16 protein-coding genes are annotated in these 19,463 nt (G+C 74.5%); 9 read left to right on the top strand and 7 right to left on the bottom strand.

Features of this window, described 5'->3' with window-relative positions:
• A partial coding sequence (locus H7A69_RS11840; protein ID WP_259346205.1) for a Gfo/Idh/MocA family oxidoreductase occupies positions 1–420 on the top strand: 420 nt, incomplete at its 5' end.
• Positions 421–550: 130 nt separating this feature from the next.
• On the opposite strand, the gene H7A69_RS11835 is transcribed toward H7A69_RS11840, so the two are convergent.
• On the bottom strand, positions 551–1,420 hold the full coding sequence (locus H7A69_RS11835) for a sugar phosphate isomerase/epimerase family protein (RefSeq protein ID WP_182047188.1): 870 nt from the start codon (positions 1,418–1,420) through the stop codon (positions 551–553).
• On the bottom strand, positions 1,363–2,091 hold the full coding sequence (locus tag H7A69_RS11830; protein ID WP_220456238.1) for a YczE/YyaS/YitT family protein: 729 nt from the start codon (positions 2,089–2,091) through the stop codon (positions 1,363–1,365). Before H7A69_RS11830 ends, H7A69_RS11835 begins: the two co-directional genes overlap by 58 nt.
• 61 nt (positions 2,092–2,152) lie before the next feature.
• On the opposite strand from H7A69_RS11830, the gene H7A69_RS11825 reads away from it, so the two are divergent.
• Both H7A69_RS11825 and H7A69_RS11820 read left to right on the top strand, forming a co-directional pair.
• Positions 2,153–3,595, top strand: coding sequence for a PLP-dependent aminotransferase family protein (locus H7A69_RS11825; RefSeq protein WP_259346204.1), 1,443 nt, complete (start codon positions 2,153–2,155; stop codon positions 3,593–3,595).
• Positions 3,596–3,647: 52 nt separating this feature from the next.
• Positions 3,648–7,100 carry an efflux RND transporter permease subunit gene (locus H7A69_RS11820; RefSeq protein WP_182047186.1) on the top strand — a complete coding sequence of 1,151 codons (3,453 nt, stop codon included), beginning with the start codon at positions 3,648–3,650 and terminating at the stop codon, positions 7,098–7,100.
• A gap of 48 nt (positions 7,101–7,148) precedes the next feature.
• Here H7A69_RS11820 and H7A69_RS11815 read toward each other — a convergent pair whose 3' ends face one another.
• Both H7A69_RS11815 and H7A69_RS11810 read right to left on the bottom strand, forming a co-directional pair.
• Positions 7,149–7,403 carry a hypothetical protein gene (locus tag H7A69_RS11815; protein WP_069712456.1) on the bottom strand — a complete coding sequence of 85 codons (255 nt, stop codon included), beginning with the start codon at positions 7,401–7,403 and terminating at the stop codon, positions 7,149–7,151.
• A 78-nt stretch (positions 7,404–7,481) separates the two neighbouring features.
• Complete coding sequence (locus H7A69_RS11810; protein WP_182047185.1) at positions 7,482–8,516, bottom strand: alpha/beta hydrolase; 1,035 nt, start codon at positions 8,514–8,516, stop codon at positions 7,482–7,484.
• 81 nt (positions 8,517–8,597) lie between these two features.
• Here H7A69_RS11810 and H7A69_RS11805 point away from each other — a divergent pair, with 81 nt between their 5' ends.
• Together H7A69_RS11805 and H7A69_RS11800 are read left to right on the top strand one after the other, a co-directional pair.
• Complete coding sequence (locus H7A69_RS11805) at positions 8,598–9,476, top strand: PPK2 family polyphosphate kinase (protein WP_182047184.1); 879 nt, start codon at positions 8,598–8,600, stop codon at positions 9,474–9,476.
• A gap of 266 nt (positions 9,477–9,742) precedes the next feature.
• Positions 9,743–11,890 (top strand): DEAD/DEAH box helicase, encoded by a 2,148-nt coding sequence (locus tag H7A69_RS11800; protein WP_182047183.1) that lies wholly within the window; start codon positions 9,743–9,745, stop codon positions 11,888–11,890.
• A 78-nt stretch (positions 11,891–11,968) separates the two neighbouring features.
• Here the strand turns inward: H7A69_RS11800 and H7A69_RS11795 are convergent, their stop codons facing one another.
• The 3 genes from H7A69_RS11795 to H7A69_RS17505 all read right to left on the bottom strand — a co-directional run bounded on the left by H7A69_RS11795 (position 11,969) and on the right by H7A69_RS17505 (position 13,669).
• Complete coding sequence (locus H7A69_RS11795; RefSeq protein ID WP_182047182.1) at positions 11,969–12,478, bottom strand: mycothiol transferase; 510 nt, start codon at positions 12,476–12,478, stop codon at positions 11,969–11,971.
• Positions 12,479–12,538: 60 nt separating this feature from the next.
• A complete protein-coding gene (locus H7A69_RS11790) occupies positions 12,539–13,105 on the bottom strand; it encodes a MarR family winged helix-turn-helix transcriptional regulator (RefSeq protein WP_182047181.1) in 567 nt (188 codons plus the stop codon).
• A 219-nt stretch (positions 13,106–13,324) separates the two neighbouring features.
• A complete protein-coding gene (locus H7A69_RS17505; RefSeq protein WP_259346202.1) occupies positions 13,325–13,669 on the bottom strand; it encodes a hypothetical protein in 345 nt (114 codons plus the stop codon).
• On the opposite strand from H7A69_RS17505, the gene H7A69_RS17500 reads away from it, so the two are divergent.
• The 4 genes from H7A69_RS17500 to H7A69_RS11770 all read left to right on the top strand — a co-directional run bounded on the left by H7A69_RS17500 (position 13,659) and on the right by H7A69_RS11770 (position 19,449).
• Positions 13,659–13,952: a hypothetical protein gene (locus H7A69_RS17500; protein ID WP_259346201.1), complete on the top strand. Its 294-nt coding sequence runs from the start codon at positions 13,659–13,661 to the stop codon at positions 13,950–13,952. The two genes, H7A69_RS17505 and H7A69_RS17500, sit on opposite strands and share 11 nt — an antisense overlap.
• Positions 13,953–13,971: 19 nt before the next feature.
• Positions 13,972–15,132 (top strand): S24/S26 family peptidase, encoded by a 1,161-nt coding sequence (locus tag H7A69_RS11780; RefSeq protein ID WP_182047179.1) that lies wholly within the window; start codon positions 13,972–13,974, stop codon positions 15,130–15,132.
• A 94-nt stretch (positions 15,133–15,226) separates the two neighbouring features.
• Positions 15,227–16,390: an exonuclease SbcCD subunit D gene (locus tag H7A69_RS11775; RefSeq protein ID WP_182047178.1), complete on the top strand. Its 1,164-nt coding sequence runs from the start codon at positions 15,227–15,229 to the stop codon at positions 16,388–16,390.
• Positions 16,390–19,449: an AAA family ATPase gene (locus H7A69_RS11770; RefSeq protein WP_182047177.1), complete on the top strand. Its 3,060-nt coding sequence runs from the start codon at positions 16,390–16,392 to the stop codon at positions 19,447–19,449. Before H7A69_RS11775 ends, H7A69_RS11770 begins: the two co-directional genes overlap by 1 nt.
• Positions 19,450–19,463: the final 14 nt, after the last annotated feature.

Here is a 19,463-nt window from a genome sequence, read left to right as displayed (position 1 = left end):
GTCACGGCCGTGACGAACCGGGTGCTCCACGCGGCACGCGCACGGGCCGAGACCGCGGGCCTGGTGACGATCACCTACGCCGACGGCACGATCGCCGCGATCGACTGCTCGTGGAGCCGACCGGACACGTCGCCGACGTGGGGCGGGCTGGCCCTCACCGTCGTCGGGACCGAGGGGTCGGTGGACGTCGACTTCTTCCGGCCGAGCGTCCGCGGGCTCGACGCTGCGAGCGGTCGGTCGGTGGTGCTGCCCTACGGGCCGGACTTCGACGCGGCGATGCTCGACACCTTCGTGGCGGCCGTCCGCAGCGGGGAACAGCCCCAGCCCGACGCTGCCGTGGGGCTGCGTACGCTCGCGGTCGTGCTGGCGGCGCAGGAGTCGGCGGCGAGCGGCGAGACGGTGCGGGTGCGGTCCGTCTGACGCGACCCCGTGACGGACGGGAGGCGCGGTGCCAGCTGGCACCGCGCCTCTCCCCACCGGCACGGCCGGTCCGCCGCTGGCGCGTCGCCCCGGAACCGGCGGTGTGGGCCCAGTCCGTCTCGCGACGGTCTCAGGAACCGCCGGCCGCCGCCCAGAGCCGGCGCGCGTTCGCGAGCCCGCGCTCGACGGCGTCGACGTCGTCCTCGAGCCCCTCGAACTCGATCGACACGGGCCCGTCGAAGCCGCTCGCGACGATCCGCTCCACGATCCGACCCAGCGGCAGGTCCCCGTGCCCGACGACCGTGCCGAGCACCGCGCGACCGGCGAGGGTCGGCAACCAGCCGTCCGCGGCGGGCGGCGTCTCGCGCACCAGGAAGTCCTTGAGGTGCACGACGGCCGCGACCGGCAGCGTCCGCTGCACCGCCCGGAGCGGATCGTCGTCGAGGCACACGAAGTTCCCGACGTCGAGCAGGGTGCGGAAGTTCGGTCGGTCGACCTCGTGCACGAGCCGCAGGATCCGCTCGCTGTCGTTGAACCCGAACCCGTGGTTCTCGACCATGGTGGTGATGCCGATCGTCTCGGCGTGCTCGGCGACCGCACGGCACACCGGCACGACCTGCGCGAGCACCCGCTCGAACTCGGCGTGGTCCGCGTCCCGCCAGGCCCACGGCACGACGTCGTGGCGGAACCGGGTGATCCCGAGCCGGTGCGCGACGTCGAGGTGCTCGTGCACGCGCCGCACCTCGGCGTCGACGGTGGCGGGGTCGGAGAAGTCCGCCCCGATCACGTGGTTCGCGAGCCCGATGCCGCGCGACGCGGCGTGCTCGCGGATGCGGTCGACCAGGTCGGGCTGCCGGGGCAGGTCGTCGCCGAAGCCGCCGGCTGCGATCTCCAGGTGCTCGCCGCCGGCATCGGCGACGCGGTCGACCACGTCGAGGATCGTCAGCGCACCGCGCTGGAGGGAGCGGGCGTAGCTGTAGGAGGACACTCCGAGGCGCATGGCGCGACCCTAGCCGCTCCGGTCTCGCCGCCACCAGGGGTGCGGACGGCCCCCGCGCCGCTCGTGCGGGTGGGGGACCACGGCAGCCGACGGAAGAGCGGCATGAGCGGCTGGACCATCGGCCCGATCACGAACGCGGCGACCACCGTGCCGACGCCGACGTCGCCGCCGAGGAGCCACCCGACCACGACGACGGTGACCTCGATCACGGTCCGCGCGAGCCAGAGCGGCCAGCCGAACCGTTCGTGCACGCCGACCATCAGGCCGTCGCGCGCACCGGTGCCGAGGCCCGCGCCGATGTAGCACGCCGTCGCGACCGCGAGCAGCACCAGTCCCGCCGCGAAGAGCAGGACCCGGGCCACCAGCCCGTCCGGCTCGGGGACGAGCCAGAGCACGAGGTCGGCGGCGGGGCCGATCGCCAGGACGTTGCAGAGCGTGCCGATGCCGGGCCGCTGGCGGAGCGGGATCCAGAGCAGCAGGATCACGACGCTCGACACCACGGTGATGACGCCGAACGACCAGGGCAGCACGTTCTCCAGGCCCTGCGTCAGGACCGTCCACGACCCGACGCCGACCACGGCGCGGACCTGCAGCGCGGTCGACGCACCGTAGAGGAACAGGCCGACGAGCAGTTGGACGGAGCGCAGGACGAGGGCGGGGGTGCGGTGCATGCCGACGATGCTCGCCCCGATTGGCCTGTTCGTCGAGAGCCAATCGCACTACGGTGGACCCGTGTCCCCGGTCTCGCTGAGCGCCCGCGCCGCCGCCCTCCTGCTCCCCGACTGGCGTGCTGCCAGCGGTGCCCCGGCGTACGAGGCGCTGTCCGACGCGCTCCGCGTGCTCGTGATCGACGGGCGGGTGCCGCTCGGCGTCCGGCTCCCGGCCGAACGCGGGCTCGCCGATGCCCTCGGGGTCTCCCGGACCACGGTCGCGAACGCGTACGCCCGACTCCGGTCCGACGGCTTCCTCGTGTCGCTCCGGGGCTCCGGGAGCGTCGTGCACCTGCCGCGGGACCTCGTCGGGCGTCCGGATCCCGAGCGGCCCGGCGGCGTGGTCGGGGACGACCTGCTCGACCTCCGCAAGGCCGCGATGCACGCCGCACCCGAGGTCGCCGAGGCCGTCGAGCGCGCGGTCCGGTACGTGCCCGCGGCGCTCGCCGGGATCGGCTACGACACGGTCGGCGACCCCGGGCTCCGCGACGCGATCGCCGACCGGTACACCGAGCGCGGGTTGCCGACCGACCCGTCGCAGGTCGTCGTGACGATCGGTGCCCAGCACGCCATCGCGCTCCTCGCCCGTGTGCTCGTCCGCCGCGGCGACACGGTGCTCGTCGAGTCCCCGACCTACCCGCACGCGCACGAGGCGTTCCGCGAGGCCGGCGGTCGACTCGTCGGCGTCCCCGTCGACGCGCGCACCGGGTGGGACGCCACGGCGCTCGAGACGACGCTCCGCCGGACCGCGCCCGCGGTCGCCTACCTGATGCCCGAACTGCACAACCCGACCGGGGCGACCATGTCCGCAGCGACCCGGGAACGCCTGCTCGCCGTCGCGGCCTCGACCGGGACCGTCGTGGTGGCCGACGAGACGATGGGCGAGCTCCGCATCGACGGGACGCCCGCACCGCCGCTGGCCACGGCCGACCCGGCGGTGGTCATGATCGGCTCGGCGGCCAAGGTGTTCTGGGGCGGGCTGCGGATCGGGTGGATCCGCGCGGACCCGGACCTGCTGCAGCGGCTGCTCCTCGCCCGCCCGACGGGCGACCTCGGCACGCCCGTGCTCGACCAGCTGGTCGCGCGCGAGCTCGTCCCGCGCACCGCGGCCGTCCTGGAGGCGCGGCGCACCGCCCTGCGCACCGGTCGCGACGACGTCGTGGCCGCGTTGCGCGCGCGCCTGCCCGAGTGGGACGTCCCGTCGCCGGACGGCGGCCTGACGACGTGGGTCGGGCTCGGCCGGCCGGTGTCCAGCGCGCTCGTGCTCGCGGCGCGTGCCGAGGGCGTCGTCCTCGCCTCCGGCGGGGTGTTCGGCCCGGACGGCGGGTTCGAGCGCTTCCTGCGGGTGCCGTACACGATGGGGGCGGCCGACCGGGAGCGCATGGTCGACGTGCTCGAGCGGGCGTGGGCCCGCGTCGGGGGCGAGGGCACGGGCGTCCGCGGGTCGCTCGCCGCGGTCGTCTGAGCGGCGTCGGGCGGCCGGTTCTGTTCGCAGGTGGAACTGCGAGGATCGGCTCGTGCACTTCCTCTCGGTCTTCAGCCTCCGCAACCGTGCCCTCATCGCGCTCGTCACGATCGTCGTCGCGGTGTTCGGCGGCATCGCGCTGACGAACCTCAAGCAGGAGCTCATCCCGAGCGTCCAGTTCCCCCAGGTGGCGATCGTGAGCGCCTACCCGGGTGCGACGCCGGAGGTCGTGTCGAACGACGTCTCGACGAAGATCGAGCAGGCGATCCAGGTGGTGCCGGACCTCGAGTCGACGAGCGCGACCTCGTCCACCGGGCAGAGCGTCGTCTCGGCCTCGTTCGACTACGGCTCGAACCTGGCGAGCGCCGAGGACAAGATCCAGACCGCGGTGAACGCGCTCTCGTTGCCGGACACCGTGCAGACGCAGATCGTCACCGGGTCCTTCGACGACCTGCCGGTCCTGCAGCTCGCGGTGACCGGTTCCGGCAACCAGGAGCAGCTGGTCGACCGGTTGAACGCGACCGCGGTGCCGGACCTCGAGAAGCTCGACGGCGTCCGGCAGGCCGACGTGTTCGGCAACCCGGGGCGTCGCGTCGTCATCACACCGAACGAGGACGAACTGGCGTCGCGGGGGCTGACGACGCAGTCGATCTCGGACGCGCTCGACGACAACGGCACGCTCATCCCGGGTGGCACCATCACGCAGGACGGCCGGACGCTCTCGGTGCAGACCGGTGAGCGCATCGCGTCCCTGGACGACATCCGCGGGCTGCCGCTGACCGCGTCGAGCGGGTCGGGGTCGTCGGGCTCCGGGTCGGGGTCCGGCTCGTCCGGTTCGACCTCGGGTGCCGGCGGTGCCGCGACCCAGGGCGGCGCCGCGGCCGGCGCACCGGGCAGCACGGGGACGGCGACCGGCACCGGAGCCACCGGTTCCGGTGACGGCACCGCCGGCGGCACCGCCGCGGGCCAGACCGGCGCGGGCCAGACCGGCACCGGGACCACCGCGACCGGCGGGACGGGCGCGAGCACGGCCTCCACGCCGACCTCGCTCGGTGACGTCGCGACCGTGCAGATTGAGGAGTCGCCGCGCACGTCGATCAGCCGTGTCGACGGCAAGACCGCGCTGACCATCGCCATCACGAAGACGCAGGAGGCGAACACCGTCGACGTCTCCGAGACGGTGAAGGCCGCCCTGCCCGGCATCGAGGCGAAGGTCGCGGGCTCCCCGCAGTTCACCGTCGTCTTCGACCAGGCCCCCTACATCCAGCAGTCCATCGACTCGCTGGCCGAGGAGGGGCTGCTCGGCCTCGGCTTCGCGGTCGTCGTCATCCTCGTGTTCCTGCTGTCGTGGCGCTCGACGCTGGTCACGGCGATCTCGATCCCGACGTCGGTGCTGCTCGCCGCGATCGGCATGCAGGCAGCCGGCTACACGCTCAACATCATCACGCTCGCCGCGCTGACGATCGCGATCGGCCGCGTGGTCGACGACTCGATCGTGGTCATCGAGAACATCAAGCGGCACCTGCAGCCCGGGGTCGACCGCGGACGGGCCGTGCTCGACGCCGTGCGCGAGGTCGCGGGCGCCGTGACCGCGTCCACCCTCACCACCGTGGCGGTGTTCCTGCCCGTGGCCTTCGTCGCCGAGCTCGTCGGCGAGCTCTTCCGGCCGTTCGCGCTCACGGTCACGATGGCGCTGATCGCCTCGCTGCTCGTGTCGCTGACGATCGTGCCGGTCCTGGCGTACTGGTTCCTCCGTGCGCCGCGGACGCACCGGCACGCCGACGCCGATCGCGCCCGGGGACCGCAGCCCGCCGCCTCCGCCCCGGCCGCCGCGACCGGCGCCCTGGCCTCGGCCGACGACCTGCACGACGCGGGCACCTCCGACCGGCTGCGCCGCGGGTACCTGCCCGTGCTCCGCTGGGCCATCGGTCGTCCGGCGCTCGTGCTCGTCCTCGCCCTGCTCGTGCTCGGTGGCACCGCCGCGGCCGTCCCGTTCGTCAAGACGAACTACCTCGGCGACTCCGGGCAGAACACGTTCACCGTGACGCAGGACCTCGAGCCGGGCACGAGCCTCGACGAGCAGTCGGACGCCGCCCGCAAGGTCGAGGGCGTCCTGCGCGACGTCTCCGGCGTCGAGACCGTCCAGACCACCATCGGGTCGAGCGGCCAGTCCATCCAGGCGGCGTTCGGCGGTGGTGCCTCGGCGTCGGTGCAGTACAACGTCACGACCGACGCGGGTGCCGACCAGACGACGATCCAGTCGACGGCCCGCGACCGCATCGGGCGGATCGACGGCGTCGGCGAGGTCAGCTTGTCGTCGGGCGGCGGCGGGTTCGGCGGGTCGAGCGACATCGAGGTCGACGTCACCGCGCCGACCCAGGCCGAGCTCGAGACCGCGGCCGGCAAGGTCCTCACGCAGATGCGCGGCGTCGCGGGCACGACCGGGGCGACGAGCAACCTCTCCGCCGCCGAGCCGTACCTCGCCGTGAAGGTCGACCGGAGCAAGGCGGCCGAGCGCGGGCTCACCGAGACGCAGGTCGGCGGGATCGTCGCCGCGTCGGTGTCCCCGCGCGATACCGGCAGCGTCGAGATCGACGACGCCACCCTCGACGTCTACATCGCCGACCCGGAGCCGCCCACGACGATCGACGCCCTGGAGGCGCTGTCGATCCCGACCGCGAGCGGTGACGTCCCGCTGTCCGACGTCGCCACGATCGAGCAGTCCGACGGACCGACGACGATCACGACGTCCGACGCGGTCCGCACCGCGACCATCACGGTGACGCCGGACTCGACGAACCTCGGCGAGGCCGTGCAGAACGTCACGGCGGCGGTGGACCGGCTCGACCTGCCTCGCGGCGCGTCGGCGACGATCGGCGGTGTGGCGTCGAGCCAGTCGTCGGCGTTCAGCCAGCTGCTGCTCGCGGTGCTGGTCGCCGTGCTCATCGTCTACGTGATCATGGTCGCGACGTTCCGCAGCCTGCGGCAGCCGCTCATGCTGCTCGTCTCGATCCCGTTCGCGGCGACCGGCGCGGTCCTGCTGCAGATCGTCACGGGCATCCCGCTCGGTGTCGCGTCGATCATCGGCCTGCTCATGCTCGTCGGCATCGTCGTGACGAACGCCATCGTGCTCATCGACCTGGTGAACCAGTACCGGCGCCGGGGACTCCGGGTGCGCGAGGCCCTGGTCGAGGGCGCGACCCGGCGACTCCGGCCGATCCTCATGACGGCACTGGCGACGATCTTCGCGCTGCTGCCGATGGCGGTCGGGCTCACCGGGAAGTCCGGGTTCATCTCGCAGCCGCTCGCGCTGGTCGTGATCGGTGGGCTGGTGTCCTCGACGCTGTTGACCCTCGTGGTGCTGCCGGCGCTCTACTCGGTGGTCGAGGGGCTCTTCGAGCGACGGGCCGACCGACGGGCGGCGCGGGCCGCCGAGCATGACGGGGCCGAGCACGACGGGGCCGCCGAGCGCGACGGGGCCGACACCGGGACGGCGGAGGCGTAGCGGGACGCAGGACGGGCCGCGTCGGCCGGGCGGCCGGCGGCCGTCCGCTCAGTCGCGGGAGCCGGACTCCTCGGCGTCGACCTCGCGGAACCACGAGACGACGACGCAGGTCAGCGTGACGAGGAACACGATCGCGGCCCCCTGCGCGGCCACGGCCATGCGGCCGGTCGCTGCCGAGTAGCCCCCGAAGGCCACCGCGGCCGTGAACGACAGCCCGAGGAGGAGCTCCGCGTAGGTCCGGACGGAGCTGCGGTGGGGCCACTCGGTCGGGACGCTCAGGGGACGGTCGATGGTGTCGGTCACACAGGAAGTCTGCGCGGAGCGCTCAGCTGCCGCACACCCGAATCCGGGTGCCACCCGCACGGGGCACGGCGCTCGCGACTACCCGAGCCGTGCCCGCAGGAAGGCCACGACCCGCTCGCTCATCGCCCGGTCGAGCTGCGCGATCGAGTGCGCCGTGCCCTCGACCGCCACGAACGTCACGGGCACGTCGTGGGCACGCAGCGTCGCCACGAACTCCTGCGACTCCCACAGCGGGATGAACTCGTCCGTCGAGTGCCCGACGAAGAACGGCGGGGTGTCCGCGGTGACGTGCGACCCGGGCGATGCCTGCTGCGCCGCCGGACAGTCGGCGTACGCCCGGCAGCCCAGGTAGAGCAGCTGCTTCCGCTGGAACGAGGCGGACACCCCGTCCGGCTCGGTCGACCGTGCCGTCAGGTCCGTCGGGCCGCTCAGGTCCACCACCGCGCGCACCCGGTCACCGGCGGCCCAGGCGGCGGACTCGTGGTCCTGCACGGCGAGCAGCGCGGCGAGGTTGCCGCCGGCACTGCCGCCGAACAGGCCGACCCGGTCGGGGTCGATGTCGTAGGTCTCCAGGGTCGCCGGGCGGAACACCCAGTCGAGTGCCCGGCGGACGTCGTCGTACCCGGCGGGCCACGGGTCGGTCGGGGCCAGGCGGTAGTCGACGTTGACGGTCACGAAGCCCTCGGACGCCAGGTACTGGCAGACCGCTCGGTAGGCCGCGGTCGCCTTGTCGCCGTGCGACCAGCTGCCGCCGTGGATCATCATCACGGTCGGGCGGCCCGACGAGGGGCGGGGGTCCGCCCGGGCGGGGTCCGCCGCCGCGCTCGGCGAGAGCGAGCGCGAGGGCGAGGGCGTCGGCGTCGGTGTCGCCGTGGTGTCGGGCGCGCTGTCCGGCGGCAGGCAGACGTCGAGTCGCTGCAGGTCCGCGGAGCCGTACGGCACGTCGGCCACGACGTCGATCCCCGGGTAGCGCAGCGAGAGCGGGTAGATCACCGGCTCGGCCGTCACGGTCTCGTCCCGGTCCGCCGCGGGACCGCCGCTGCACGACACGAGCGCACCGAGCACCGCCCCGGCGGTGACGAGTGCGAGCAGTGTCCGGCGGCCTGTCCTCATCGGCGTCCACGCTAACCCGCGGTCCCGTGCGCCGCGTCCGCCGCCGACCCTCCGGTGCCAGGACGGGCCCGCGGTGCCAGGATGGACGAGACCGCAGGAGGACCCGTGAGCCGTCGCAACGCCTGGAACACCGACCCCGAACCGCTGCTCCGCGTCGAGGAGGGCTTCCGCCTCGACCGCGTCGACCCCGACGGCACCCCGGGCTTCCCCGGGCGCAAGATCGACGGGCTCGAGTCGCTCGCCACCGGCGCTGATCGCCTGGCGGCCCTGCAGGAGCGACTGCACGCCGCGAGCACGGCGGGGGACGAGCGCCGCGTGCTCCTCGTGCTGCAGGCGATGGACACCGCGGGCAAGGGCGGCATCGTCTCGCACGTCGTCGGCGCGGTCGACCCGAACGGTGTGCACTACGCCGGCTTCGGTGCCCCCACGGCCGAGGAGCGCGAGCACGACTTCCTCTGGCGCGTCGAGCGCGAGCTCCCGCGGGCCGGGCAGCTCGGGGTGTTCGACCGGTCCCACTACGAGGACGTCCTCATCCAGAAGGTGCGGTCGATGGCCCCGCCCGAGGAGATCGAACGCCGCTACGGCGCCATCGTCGAGTTCGAGGACCGGCTCGTCGCCGCGGGGACGACGGTCGTCAAGGTGATGCTGCACATCTCGAAGGACGAGCAGCGCGAGCGGCTGGGCGACCGGCTCGACCGCCCGGACAAGCACTGGAAGTTCAACCCGGGCGACATCGACGAGCGGCTCCTCTGGGACGAGTACCAGGAGGCCTACCAGACGGTCTTCGACCGGACCTCGACGGCGCGTGCACCCTGGTACGTCGTCCCGGCGAACCGCAAGTGGTACGCCCGGCTCGCCGTCCAGCAGCTCCTCCTCCGCGCCCTCGAGGACATGCAGCTCAGCTGGCCCGCGGCCGACTTCGACGTGGCCGAGCAGCGGCAGCGGCTCGCGGAGTCCTGATCCGGGGCACCGGCCGGGAGGCCCGCCCCACCTCGTCCCCGCGGCTCACGTCCGCCCCGGGGCTGGCGGGCGCGCGCCGGGTCGCGTAGACTCTCTCGGTCGGCCTTCGACGCCGTGACACTGTGATCACGGCCTTTGCTCGGGTGTGTGTTGTTCGAGGGCTGGATTCACGTCGAACCGCGACGGGAAGAACCCCCTCTCCGCCTCATGAGCCTGCGCCGACGTCGCTGCCGGGCACGCGGATGTCTGCACCCCGGAAAGAAGTCATGGCCCCGTACGACAAGGGCGCGCGTCAGCGTGCCGACGACCGAGTCCGCCACGCGAACGGCACCCCCGCCGCTCGCTCCAGCAAGCACCGCGGCTTCCGCGCCGCCGACCCGTCGCAGCCGCGGCAGAAGCAGCGCTGGGACGCCGATGCGCGCCGCGGCCGCGAGGCGCAGGGCGAGCGTCCGGCCCGCCCGAACTGGGAGCCGCGCGACGGCGGTCAGCGCCGCGACGACCGCGGTGGTCGCGGGTTCGACCGCAACGAACGCGCCCCGCGCCGGTTCGAGCGTGACGACCGTGCCCCGCGTCGTGACGACGACCGCGGTGGCCGTCGGTTCGACCGTGACGACCGTGCACCGCGCCGCTCCTTCGATCGTGACGACCGTGCCCCGCGTCGTGACGACGACCGTGGTGGCCGTCGGTTCGACCGTGACGAGCGTGCCCCGCGTCGCTTCGACCGCGACGACCGTGCCCCGCGTCGCGATGACGACCGTGCTCCGCGTCGGTTCGACCGCGACGACCGTGGTGCCCGTCGCTTCGACCGCGACGATCGTGCCCCGCGTCGTGACGACGACCGTGGTGCCCGACGCTTCGACCGCGACGATCGTGCCCCGCGTCGTGACGACGACCGTGGTGCCCGTCGCTTCGACCGTGACGACCGTGCTCCGCGCCGCTCCTTCGACCGCGACGACCGTGCCCCGCGTCGTGACGACGACCGTGGTGCCCGTCGCTTCGACCGTGACGACCGTGCCCCACGTCGTGACGACGACCGTGGTGCCCGTCGCTTCGACCGCGACGATCGCGCCCCGCGTCGGTCCGACCGTGACGACCGCCCGCAGCGCCGCTCGTTCGACGAGGACCGCGCTCCCCGCCGCGACCGCGACGACTCCCGCGGCTCGTACGTCCCCGCCGACGACGTCAAGCTCGAGAAGCTCCAGGCCGAGGCGACCGTCGCGGCCGACGTCGAGGGCGTGAGCTTCACCGACCTCGGGATCGGCGGCAACATCTCCCGCACCCTCGCCGAGATGGGCGCCACGAGCCCGTTCCCGATCCAGGCCGCGACGATCCCCGACGTGCTCGCCGGCAAGGACGTGCTCGGCCGCGGCCGCACCGGCTCCGGCAAGACCATCGCCTTCGGTGCGCCCCTCGTCGAGAAGCTCATGGAGCACGGCGGCGGCACGAAGCGGAAGATGGGCCGCGCCCCGCGTGCGCTCATCCTCGCTCCGACGCGCGAGCTCGCCCTGCAGATCGACCGCACGGTGCAGCCGATCGCCCGCTCGGTCGGCCTCTTCACGACGCAGATCTACGGCGGTGTGCCCTACGGCCGCCAGGAGGGCGCCCTCGAGCGCGGTGTCGACATCATCGTCGGCACGCCCGGTCGCGTGCAGGACCTGATGAACAAGGGGAAGCTCGACCTCAGCGAGGTCGTCGTCTCCGTGCTCGACGAGGCCGACCACATGTGCGACCTCGGGTTCCTCGAGCCCGTGCGGGAGATCCTCTCGGCCACGGCCGAGGTCACCCCGCAGGGCAACCGGGCGCAGAAGCTCCTGTTCAGCGCGACCCTCGACGCGCAGGTCGCGTCGCTGGTGTCCGAGTTCCTGCACGAGCCGAGCGTCCACGAGGTCGCCGGCGAGGACCAGGCCTCCTCGACCATCGACCACCGCGTGCTGGTCGTCGAGCAGCGCCAGAAGGACCAGGTCCTCGAGGAGCTCGTGGCCGGTGACGGCAAGACGATCGTCTTCGCCCGCACCCGCGCCTACGCGGAGCGTCTGGCCGACCAGTTCGAGGACGCCGGCATCCGGGCGACCTCGCTCCACGGTGACCTGAACCAGTCGCGGCGCACCCGCAACCTGCAGCTGCTCACGAGCGGCCGGGTGAACGTGCTCGTCGCGACCGACGTCGCCGCGCGCGGCATCCACGTCGACGACGTGTCGCTCGTCGTGCAGGCCGACGCCCCGGACGACTACAAGGCCTACATGCACCGCTCGGGCCGCACGGGTCGTGCCGGCAAGGAGGGCACGGTCGTGACGATCGTCCCGCGCGGTCGCATCCGGAAGATCGAGGGCATCCTCGAGAACGCCGAGATCGAGGCGGACCTCGTGCAGGCGGCGCCCGGTGACGGCATCGTGGCGGAGCTCGCCGCGCGCTAGTCGCGACCAGCGGATGGACGGGAGGCGCGGTGCCAGCTGGCACCGCGCCTCCCGTCCGTCCGTGTGCTGGGACCGGTGTCAGCGGTTGAAGAAGAGCAGGCCCCGCACGTAGCCAGCCTGGCCGGCGTGCTGCGTGCAGTCGTCGAGGATGCTGACCAGCCGGGCCCCGCGCGTCACGGGCGGGTCCCACGCGTCGTCGACCACGGGGTCAAGGTCGTCCGGGCCCAGCGTCGCAAGGTAGGCCGCGGTGCGTTCGTGCACGGCGCGGAGGTAGCCGTTCAGCAGGTCCGCCGACGCGCGCACGCGACCGACGTCCTCGCGGGACATCCCGTAGCCGAGCGCCTCGGCCGGGAAGGGCAGGCCGAAGCGCTCCACCCAGCCGTCCGCGGCCCAGACCTGCTCGGTGCCCGCGAGGTCCGCGACCTGTGCGTCCTGCCCACGGGCGGTGTGCCAGGCCAGCCATGCGAGCGTGTTCGCGCCCGCGGCCGGGCGGGCGGCGAGCTGGTCCGTGGAGAGGCCGTCGAGCGCGCGCGCGACGGTCTCGGGCACGCGGGCGAACGCTTCGGTGAGGAGTTCCGCTGGGGTCATGCGGCCGACGCTACGCGGGGCGTGCCGACCTCGCTTCCGGTGGTCGCCACCGGCGCTCGCTCAGCGCGCGGTGACTGCCCGGTGGTGTCCGTCGAGGGACGCGCCGATGGCCTCGAACGCCGACGCCACGGCGGTCCGGTCCGCGGGAGCGATCGCCGCTCCGAAGACCGCGGCCCAGGTGTCGCCGACCTCGCGGGCGACCGCGAGCCCGGCCGGTGTGCTCTGCACGAGGATGCTGCGGCGGTCGCCGGGGTTCGGACGGCGCTCGACCAGACCGCGCCGCTCGAGCCGGTCGAGCAGCGACGTCATCGCGCCCGTGCTCAGCTCGAGCTGGTCGCCCGCCTGCTTCGGGGTCGTCGCGTGCCCGTCGGTGGCACCCAGGTGCACGAGGAACCGCGTGTCCGTGACGTTCAGCCCGCGGGTCGCGCTCTCGTGGGCCAGCAGCCGTGCGTGCCGGACCTGCAGGAGCCGGAAGGCCTCCACCATGCGACCGAGTGCCGGGTCGCCGGGCCAGCCGCCCGCGGGCGCGACGACGGCCGCGGGGTCGACGTCGACGTCGGGGGAGACGGGGGCCGAGGACGTCGACGGCAGGCTGCGGGGCGGGAGGACGGGGGAGGCGTCGGGCACGGATGGCTCTTCTCGGGTGGGTGATCGCTGCGGCGATCGACGGGACGCGGGCGGGGCCGGGTCACCGGTCCATCGAACAAGTATCTCAATGATTGAGATACCCCCCAACAATGGGGGCACACCGCTCCTTGTCGTTCGTACAGTCGCCGAGTAGCTTGATCGCCGTAGTACCAGGCTCCGAAGCGCGACCAACCACCGCGGGTCCGGAGCCGCCACCGATCAGGAACCCCTCTGGAGGACGACCATGTCCCGTGTCACCCCTCGTGCTGCCCGTCTGGCGGCCTGGATCGCCGTGCCCGCCGCCCTCGTGGCGTCGGGCGTCGTCGTCTCGACGGCTTCGTACTCTGCCTTCTCGGCCACCACGTCCACGCCGACCAGCAACTGGACCGCCGGCACCGTCGCCCTGTCGAACGACGCCACCGCCAACACGGCCCTGTTCGCGGCGACGAACCTCAAGCCGGGGTCGACCGACAGCCGGTGCATCACGGTGACGTCGAGCGGATCGCTGCCGTCGACCGTGAAGCTGTACGCCACGAGCCCGCAGACCACGAGCGTGCTCGCCACGAACACCACGATCAAGATCGAGCAGGGGACCGGCGGCGGCTTCGCCTCGTGCGCGGGCTTCACCCCGGCGGCGACCGGCGGCACGCTCTTCAACGACAGCCTGCCGGCCCTCGGCACCCAGGCGACCGGCTTCGGCAACGGTCTCGGCGCGTGGACCACCACCGGCGGCACGAACGAGACGCGCGTCTACCGGGTCACCTACTCGTTGGCCGCGGCGACGCCGAACGCCGCGCAGGGCACGACCGCGTCGATCGGCCTCACGTGGGAGGCCCAGAACAACTAGCGGCGGGCTCGGTACGGTCATGGTCGCCATCGCCGTGCGCGGTGGCGCTGCGCCGCACGACGGGCTGCACGACGCCGTCGACTGGGCTCGGGTGGTCGTCGCGACGGCGGCCCGTGCGGTCCTCGCGGCCCTCGTCGGCCTCGCCGTCTGGTCGGCCGCGCCGGCGCTGCTCGGCTGGCACCCGACCACGGTGATGACCGGGTCGATGGCGCCGCGGCTCCTGCCGGGTGACGTCGTCGTCTCGCGCCCGGTCGCCCCGGCCGAGGTCCGGCCCGGGCAGGTGCTGCTCGCCGACGACCCGGACCACCCGGGGCGCCTGCGGATGCACCGGTTCGTCGAGCCCGGCGGCGACGGGACGGTCGTCACGAAGGGCGACGCCAACCCGCGGGCCGACTCGACCCCGATCGAGCGCTCGGCCGTGCACGGGGTGGCCGCCCTCCGCGTCCCGTTCGTCGCGAGTCCGGTCCTCTGGGTCCGCGAGGGGCGGTGGGTCGAGACCGGTGTGCTCACCCTCGTGGTCGTCGCGCTGCTCGCGCTCGCGACCGTCGACGGGGCGCTCCGGCGGCCGGCCGCGCACCGCGCTGCACGTCGTGCCGGGCACGCCGGTCCCGTCGCCGACGCTGCGGTGACCGGCCGGGAGGCACGTGGGGACCCCGACGTCGGCCCGCCGTCCGGCGCGGGTCCCGACCCGAGCCGTCGGTCGCTCCGTGCCGTCGCGCGCCGGGGCAGCGGGGCCCACCGTGCCGGGGCGGTCGTGCTCGTGGCCCTGGCAGCGGGCGGGTCCGTCGTGCTGCCCGCCGGCCGGGCGGACGCGGGGCCCTTCGGCCGGGCGACGGCGACCGACCTGCGGCTCACCGCGGCCGTCGTGGCGCCCGCGACGTCGCCGACGTGCGCCGACGCGAGCGGCTCCGTCGTCATCGCGTGGCAGTACGCCGGGGACGACCCTCGGTCGTTCACCCTGTCGGACGACACCGGCGCCGTGCTCGCGACGACCGACGGCAGGGCCCGGTCGGCCACCGTCCGGCTGAGCAGCCTGCTCGCCCTCGGGACCACCCGGGCGGTCCGGGTGCAGGCCACCGACGCGAGCTCGTGGACCGCCGTGCCGAGCGCGCCCGTGTCCGTCCGGTACTCGTCCCTCGCGGGGATCGGCCTCGGGGACGGGACCAGCTGCGTCCGCTGACCCCGGTCCTGCACCGCGTCCGGCCATCCGCAGGTCCTCCACAGCCCGGCGGTGCCGGTCCGGGGATGTCCCCGGACGCCGCTACCGTGACGGCATGCGGATCCTGCACACCGGCGACTGGCACCTCGGTCGCACGCTGCTCGGGGCGGACCTGCTCGCGCACCAGGCGACCTTCACCGACTTCCTCGTCGAGACCGTCCGTGCCCGGGGTGTCGACCTCGTGGTCATCGCGGGTGACGTCTACGACCGGGCGATCCCGCCGGTGGACGCCGTCCGGATGCTCTCCCGCACGCTCGAACGCCTGGCCGCGACGGCGACGGTCGTGCTCACGCCCGGCAACCACGACTCCGCCGGCCGGCTCGGCTTCGGGTCCGGTGTGATGCACGACCGGGTGCGGATCCTCGCCGAGCCGACGAGCATCGGCACCCCGGTGCTGCTCACCGACGACGACGGCCCGGTCGCGGTCTACGGCATCCCGTACCTGCACCCCGACCTCACCCGGCACGCCCTCGCCGCGGTGCCGGACGAACCGCTCGCCCGGTCGCACCAGGCGGTCCTCGGCGCGGCGACGGACCGCGTCCGCGCCGACCTCGCGACGCGTCCCGGCACCCGGAGCGTCGTCGTCGCCCACGCCTTCGTCGGCGGTGCGGAACCGAGCGACAGCGAGCAGGACATCCGGGTCGGCGGGGTCGACATGGTCGCCGCGTCCGTCTTCGACGGCATCGACCTCGTCGCGCTCGGCCACCTGCACGGTCCGCAGCGCGTCGGGCCCGACGACCGGATCCGGTACGCGGGGTCGCCGCTGGCGTTCTCGTTCGGCGAGCGACACCAGCGCAAGAGCGTCACGGTGGTCGACCTGGCGGCGGACGGCTCGGTCACGGTCGAGCTCGTGCCGACGCCCGTCCCACGACGGCTCGTCGACGTGCGTGCCACCATCGCGGAGATCGAGTCCGGAGCGCACCGCGCCGACGCGGACGCCTGGGTCCGGGTCGCGGTGACGGACGCCGTGCACCCCGAGCGCATGTACGCGCGGGTGAAGGACCACCTGCCGCACGCCCTCGCGATCACCCACGAACCCGCCGACCGCCCCGAGCGCCCGGCAGCGCGCCCGGTGACGGCGACGTCCGACCCGGTCGAGGTCGCGGCCGACTTCGTCGCCTTCGCCACCGGGACCGCGCCGGACGACGACGACCGGGCGGTCCTGACCGAGGCGTACGAGGCGGCGGCGCTCGCGATGCACGACGACCGGGGGCGCTGATGTACCTGCACCGACTCGAACTCCGGGCGATCGGGCCGTACCCGGAGCTCGTCACCATCGACTTCGCGGCGCTCGCCGCGTCCGGGGTGTTCCTGCTCGAGGGGCCGACGGGCTCCGGCAAGTCGACGATCATCGACGCAGTGGTGTTCGCCCTGTACGGCGGGCTCGCGGGCGAGGGCTCGACCCACGACCGACTGCACAGCCAGCACGCCGACCCGGGTGTCGAGCCCTTCGTCGAGCTCGTCTTCGAGACCGGTGCGGGGGTGTACCGGGTGCGCCGGACACCGCAGTACGACCGCCCGAAGCAGCGCGGGGCGGGGACGGTCCGGCAGCAGGCGTCCGCCCAGCTCTTCCGCCTCGCACACCCGGCGGACGCGATCGGCGAGCCCGTGTCCTCGCGCATCCCCGAGATCGGGCTCGAGGTCACCCGGGTGGTGGGGCTCGACCGCGCGCAGTTCCTGCAGACCGTCGTCCTGCCGCAGGGCGAGTTCGCCCGCTTCCTCCGGTCGCCCGGTGAGGACCGCCGGAAGCTCCTGCAGTCCCTGTTCGGCACGCAGGTCTACGACCGCACGGCCGACGAGCTCGCGGCACGACGGCGTGCGGTGCAGGCCGAGGTCGAGGCTGCCGACGCCCGGGTCCGTGACGCCCTCGCCCGCTTCGCACAGGCGGCGGGGACGGCTGCCGACGAGCAGTCGGCCGCCGACGACCACGCGGTGGCTGACGAGCACGCGGTGTCCGCGACGCTGCACGCGCTGCAGGCCGCGGCGTCGGAGGCCGTGACCCGGCGCGCCAACGCGGTCGCCGCACTCGACCGGGCGCGCGCGCACGAGCAGGACGTCGCCGCGCGGCTCGCCGCCCGCGACCGACGCGCCGCGCTCCTCGCCCGGCGCCGGGAGCTCGACGAGCGGGCTCCCCGGGTCGCTACCGCACGCGAGCGTCTGGACCTCGCGGAGCGGGCGGCGCGGGTCACCGCCTCCGCCGACGGGCTCGACGCCGCCCGCGCCCGGGCCGCTGACACCGCCGGAGCCGCGTCCGACCTGCGACGCCGCTCGGGCATCCCGGACACGGCGGACGTGGTCGCCCGTCGCGCCGACGTCGCCACGTGCCTCGGAGCGGTGCGGCACCTGGTGCCGGTCGAGGACACGATCGCCGGGCGCCGACGTGCGCTGGCGGACGCCGCCGCACGGGCCGGACGCCTCGCCGAGCGCATCCGCGAGCTCGACGTCGCGCTCGAGGCCCGCCCCGCCGGACGGACCGCCCTGGTCGAGGATGCCCGGGCCGCAGCGACGGCGGCGTCCGACGCCGAGGCCGCGCGGGCCGAGACGGAACAGGTGCGGCAGCTCCGGGCCGACCTCGACGCCCGGGACGCCGCCGTCGCCGCCGTCGCCGCTGCCGAACCGGTCGTCGCCGAGCGGCGTCGGCGTGCGGAGGAGCTCCTCGAGGCGGAGCGGTCCCTGCGCGCGCGTCGCATCGCCGGCCTGGCGGGTGAGCTCGGCGCCGCACTCGAGCCCGGCGACCCGTGCCCGGTGTGCGGCGCGGTGGAGCACCCGGCGGTCGCCGTGCCGCAGTCCGACCACCCCGACGCCGACAGCGTGGAGGCCGCCGCCGCTGCGACCCGCGCCGCCGAGGCCGCCCTGGCCGAGGCCGCGACGGACCTGGCGGTCGAGCGAGCCGCGCTCGAGCGGCTCCGCGCAGCCGTGGTGGACACCGATGCCGCGACCCTGGCCGAGCGGGCAGCGGCGGCAGCAGCGCGGCTCCGCACCGCCCACGACGCCGCCGTCCACGTCGCGGAGCTCGAGGGCCGACGCACCGCCTTCGACGACGAGACGCGGGCGCTCGAGCGCGAGCACCACGCCGTGCAGGCCGACCGCGCGGTCCTGGTGGCCACGAGCGCGGCGGACGAGGACCGGCTGGGGCAGGACGCCGCGGCGGTGGCGGACGCCGTCGACCGAGCCGGGGAGCTGCTGGCCGCCCCGTGGGCGACCACCGACCAGGAGCCGGACGCCGGTGCCGGTACCGGTGCCGGTGCCGTCCCGTCGCTCCGCGCGGCGGTGGAGGCGCTCGAGGCGCTCGTCGCCCGTGCGGACGCCGTGTCCGCCGCGGACGAGCGTGGCGCTGCCGCCGCACGTGCGGTGCTCGAGCGCGAGGTCGAGGTGGCCCGGACGCTCGCCGACCACGACTTCGACTCCCTGGAGACGGCCCGGACCGCGGTGCTGTCGACCGAGCAGGCGTCGGCACTCCGGACCGAGGTCGCCGCCGCCGAGCGGGAGCACGCCGTGGTCGAGGCGGGCCTCGCCGAACCCGGGGTCGTCGCCGCCGCCGAGGACACCGACGAGGACCTCGACGCCGAGGCTGCCCGGGCCGCGCACCGCGCCGCCGTCGAGCAGGCCGACGAGGCCACCCGCAGAGCGGTGAGCGCGACCGACCGCGCGGACGCGAGCGCGCGCTGCGCCACCGACCTCGAACGCGCCGTCCGGTCCCGCGACGCCCTCTCGGCGCGCAGCCGTGCGGTCGTCCGCCTGGCCGACGTCGCGAACGGCGCCGCCGGGGTCAACCCGACCGGCATCACGCTCGGCACCTACGTGCTGATGCGCCGCTTCGAGGACGTCGTCGCCGCGGCCAACGACCGCCTCCGTGGCATGCTCGCGGGACGGTTCACCCTCGAGACCTCGGACGAGCGCGAGGCCGGGTCCCGAGCCCGTCGGACCGGTCTCGCCCTCGCCGTCCACGACCACAGCACCGACACCCGTCGTGCCCCTGGGAGCCTGTCGGGCGGCGAGACGTTCACGGTCTCCCTCTGCCTCGCGCTCGGGCTCGCCGACGTCGTGCAGGCCGAGGCGGGCGGGGTGTCGCTCGGCACGCTGTTCGTCGACGAGGGGTTCGGGACGCTCGACCCCGAGACGCTCGACGACGTCATCGGGCAGCTCGCACGGCTCACGGCGGGTGGCCGTCAGGTCGGCATCGTCAGCCACGTCGAGGAGCTCAAGCAGCGCATCCCGGAGCGGATCGCGGTCCGGCGCACACCGGACGGCGGGTCTCGCGTCACGACGACCGTCTGAGCCGGAGCACCGTC

Source organism: Curtobacterium sp. ME26 (assembly GCF_903970945.1).
GTDB lineage: Bacteria > Actinomycetota > Actinomycetes > Actinomycetales > Microbacteriaceae > Curtobacterium > Curtobacterium citri.
Note: the sequence above shows the minus strand (reverse complement) of the source record. Positions and strands in the feature narration are given on the sequence as shown.

Excerpts from the sequence above, each read along its gene's own strand:
- H7A69_RS11805 (WP_182047184.1), top strand. The coding sequence starts at position 8,598 with ATGGACGAGACCGCAGGAGGACCCGTGAGCCGTCGCAACGCCTGGAAC.
- H7A69_RS11810 (WP_182047185.1), bottom strand. The coding sequence starts at position 8,516 with ATGAGGACAGGCCGCCGGACACTGCTCGCACTCGTCACCGCCGGGGCG.
- H7A69_RS11770 (WP_182047177.1), top strand. The coding sequence starts at position 16,390 with ATGTACCTGCACCGACTCGAACTCCGGGCGATCGGGCCGTACCCGGAG.
- H7A69_RS11795 (WP_182047182.1), bottom strand. The coding sequence starts at position 12,478 with ATGACCCCAGCGGAACTCCTCACCGAAGCGTTCGCCCGCGTGCCCGAG.
- H7A69_RS11835 (WP_182047188.1), bottom strand. The coding sequence starts at position 1,420 with ATGCGCCTCGGAGTGTCCTCCTACAGCTACGCCCGCTCCCTCCAGCGC.
- H7A69_RS11775 (WP_182047178.1), top strand. The coding sequence starts at position 15,227 with ATGCGGATCCTGCACACCGGCGACTGGCACCTCGGTCGCACGCTGCTC.
- H7A69_RS11800 (WP_182047183.1), top strand. The coding sequence starts at position 9,743 with ATGGCCCCGTACGACAAGGGCGCGCGTCAGCGTGCCGACGACCGAGTC.
- H7A69_RS11780 (WP_182047179.1), top strand. The coding sequence starts at position 13,972 with ATGGTCGCCATCGCCGTGCGCGGTGGCGCTGCGCCGCACGACGGGCTG.
- H7A69_RS11830 (WP_220456238.1), bottom strand. The coding sequence starts at position 2,091 with ATGCACCGCACCCCCGCCCTCGTCCTGCGCTCCGTCCAACTGCTCGTC.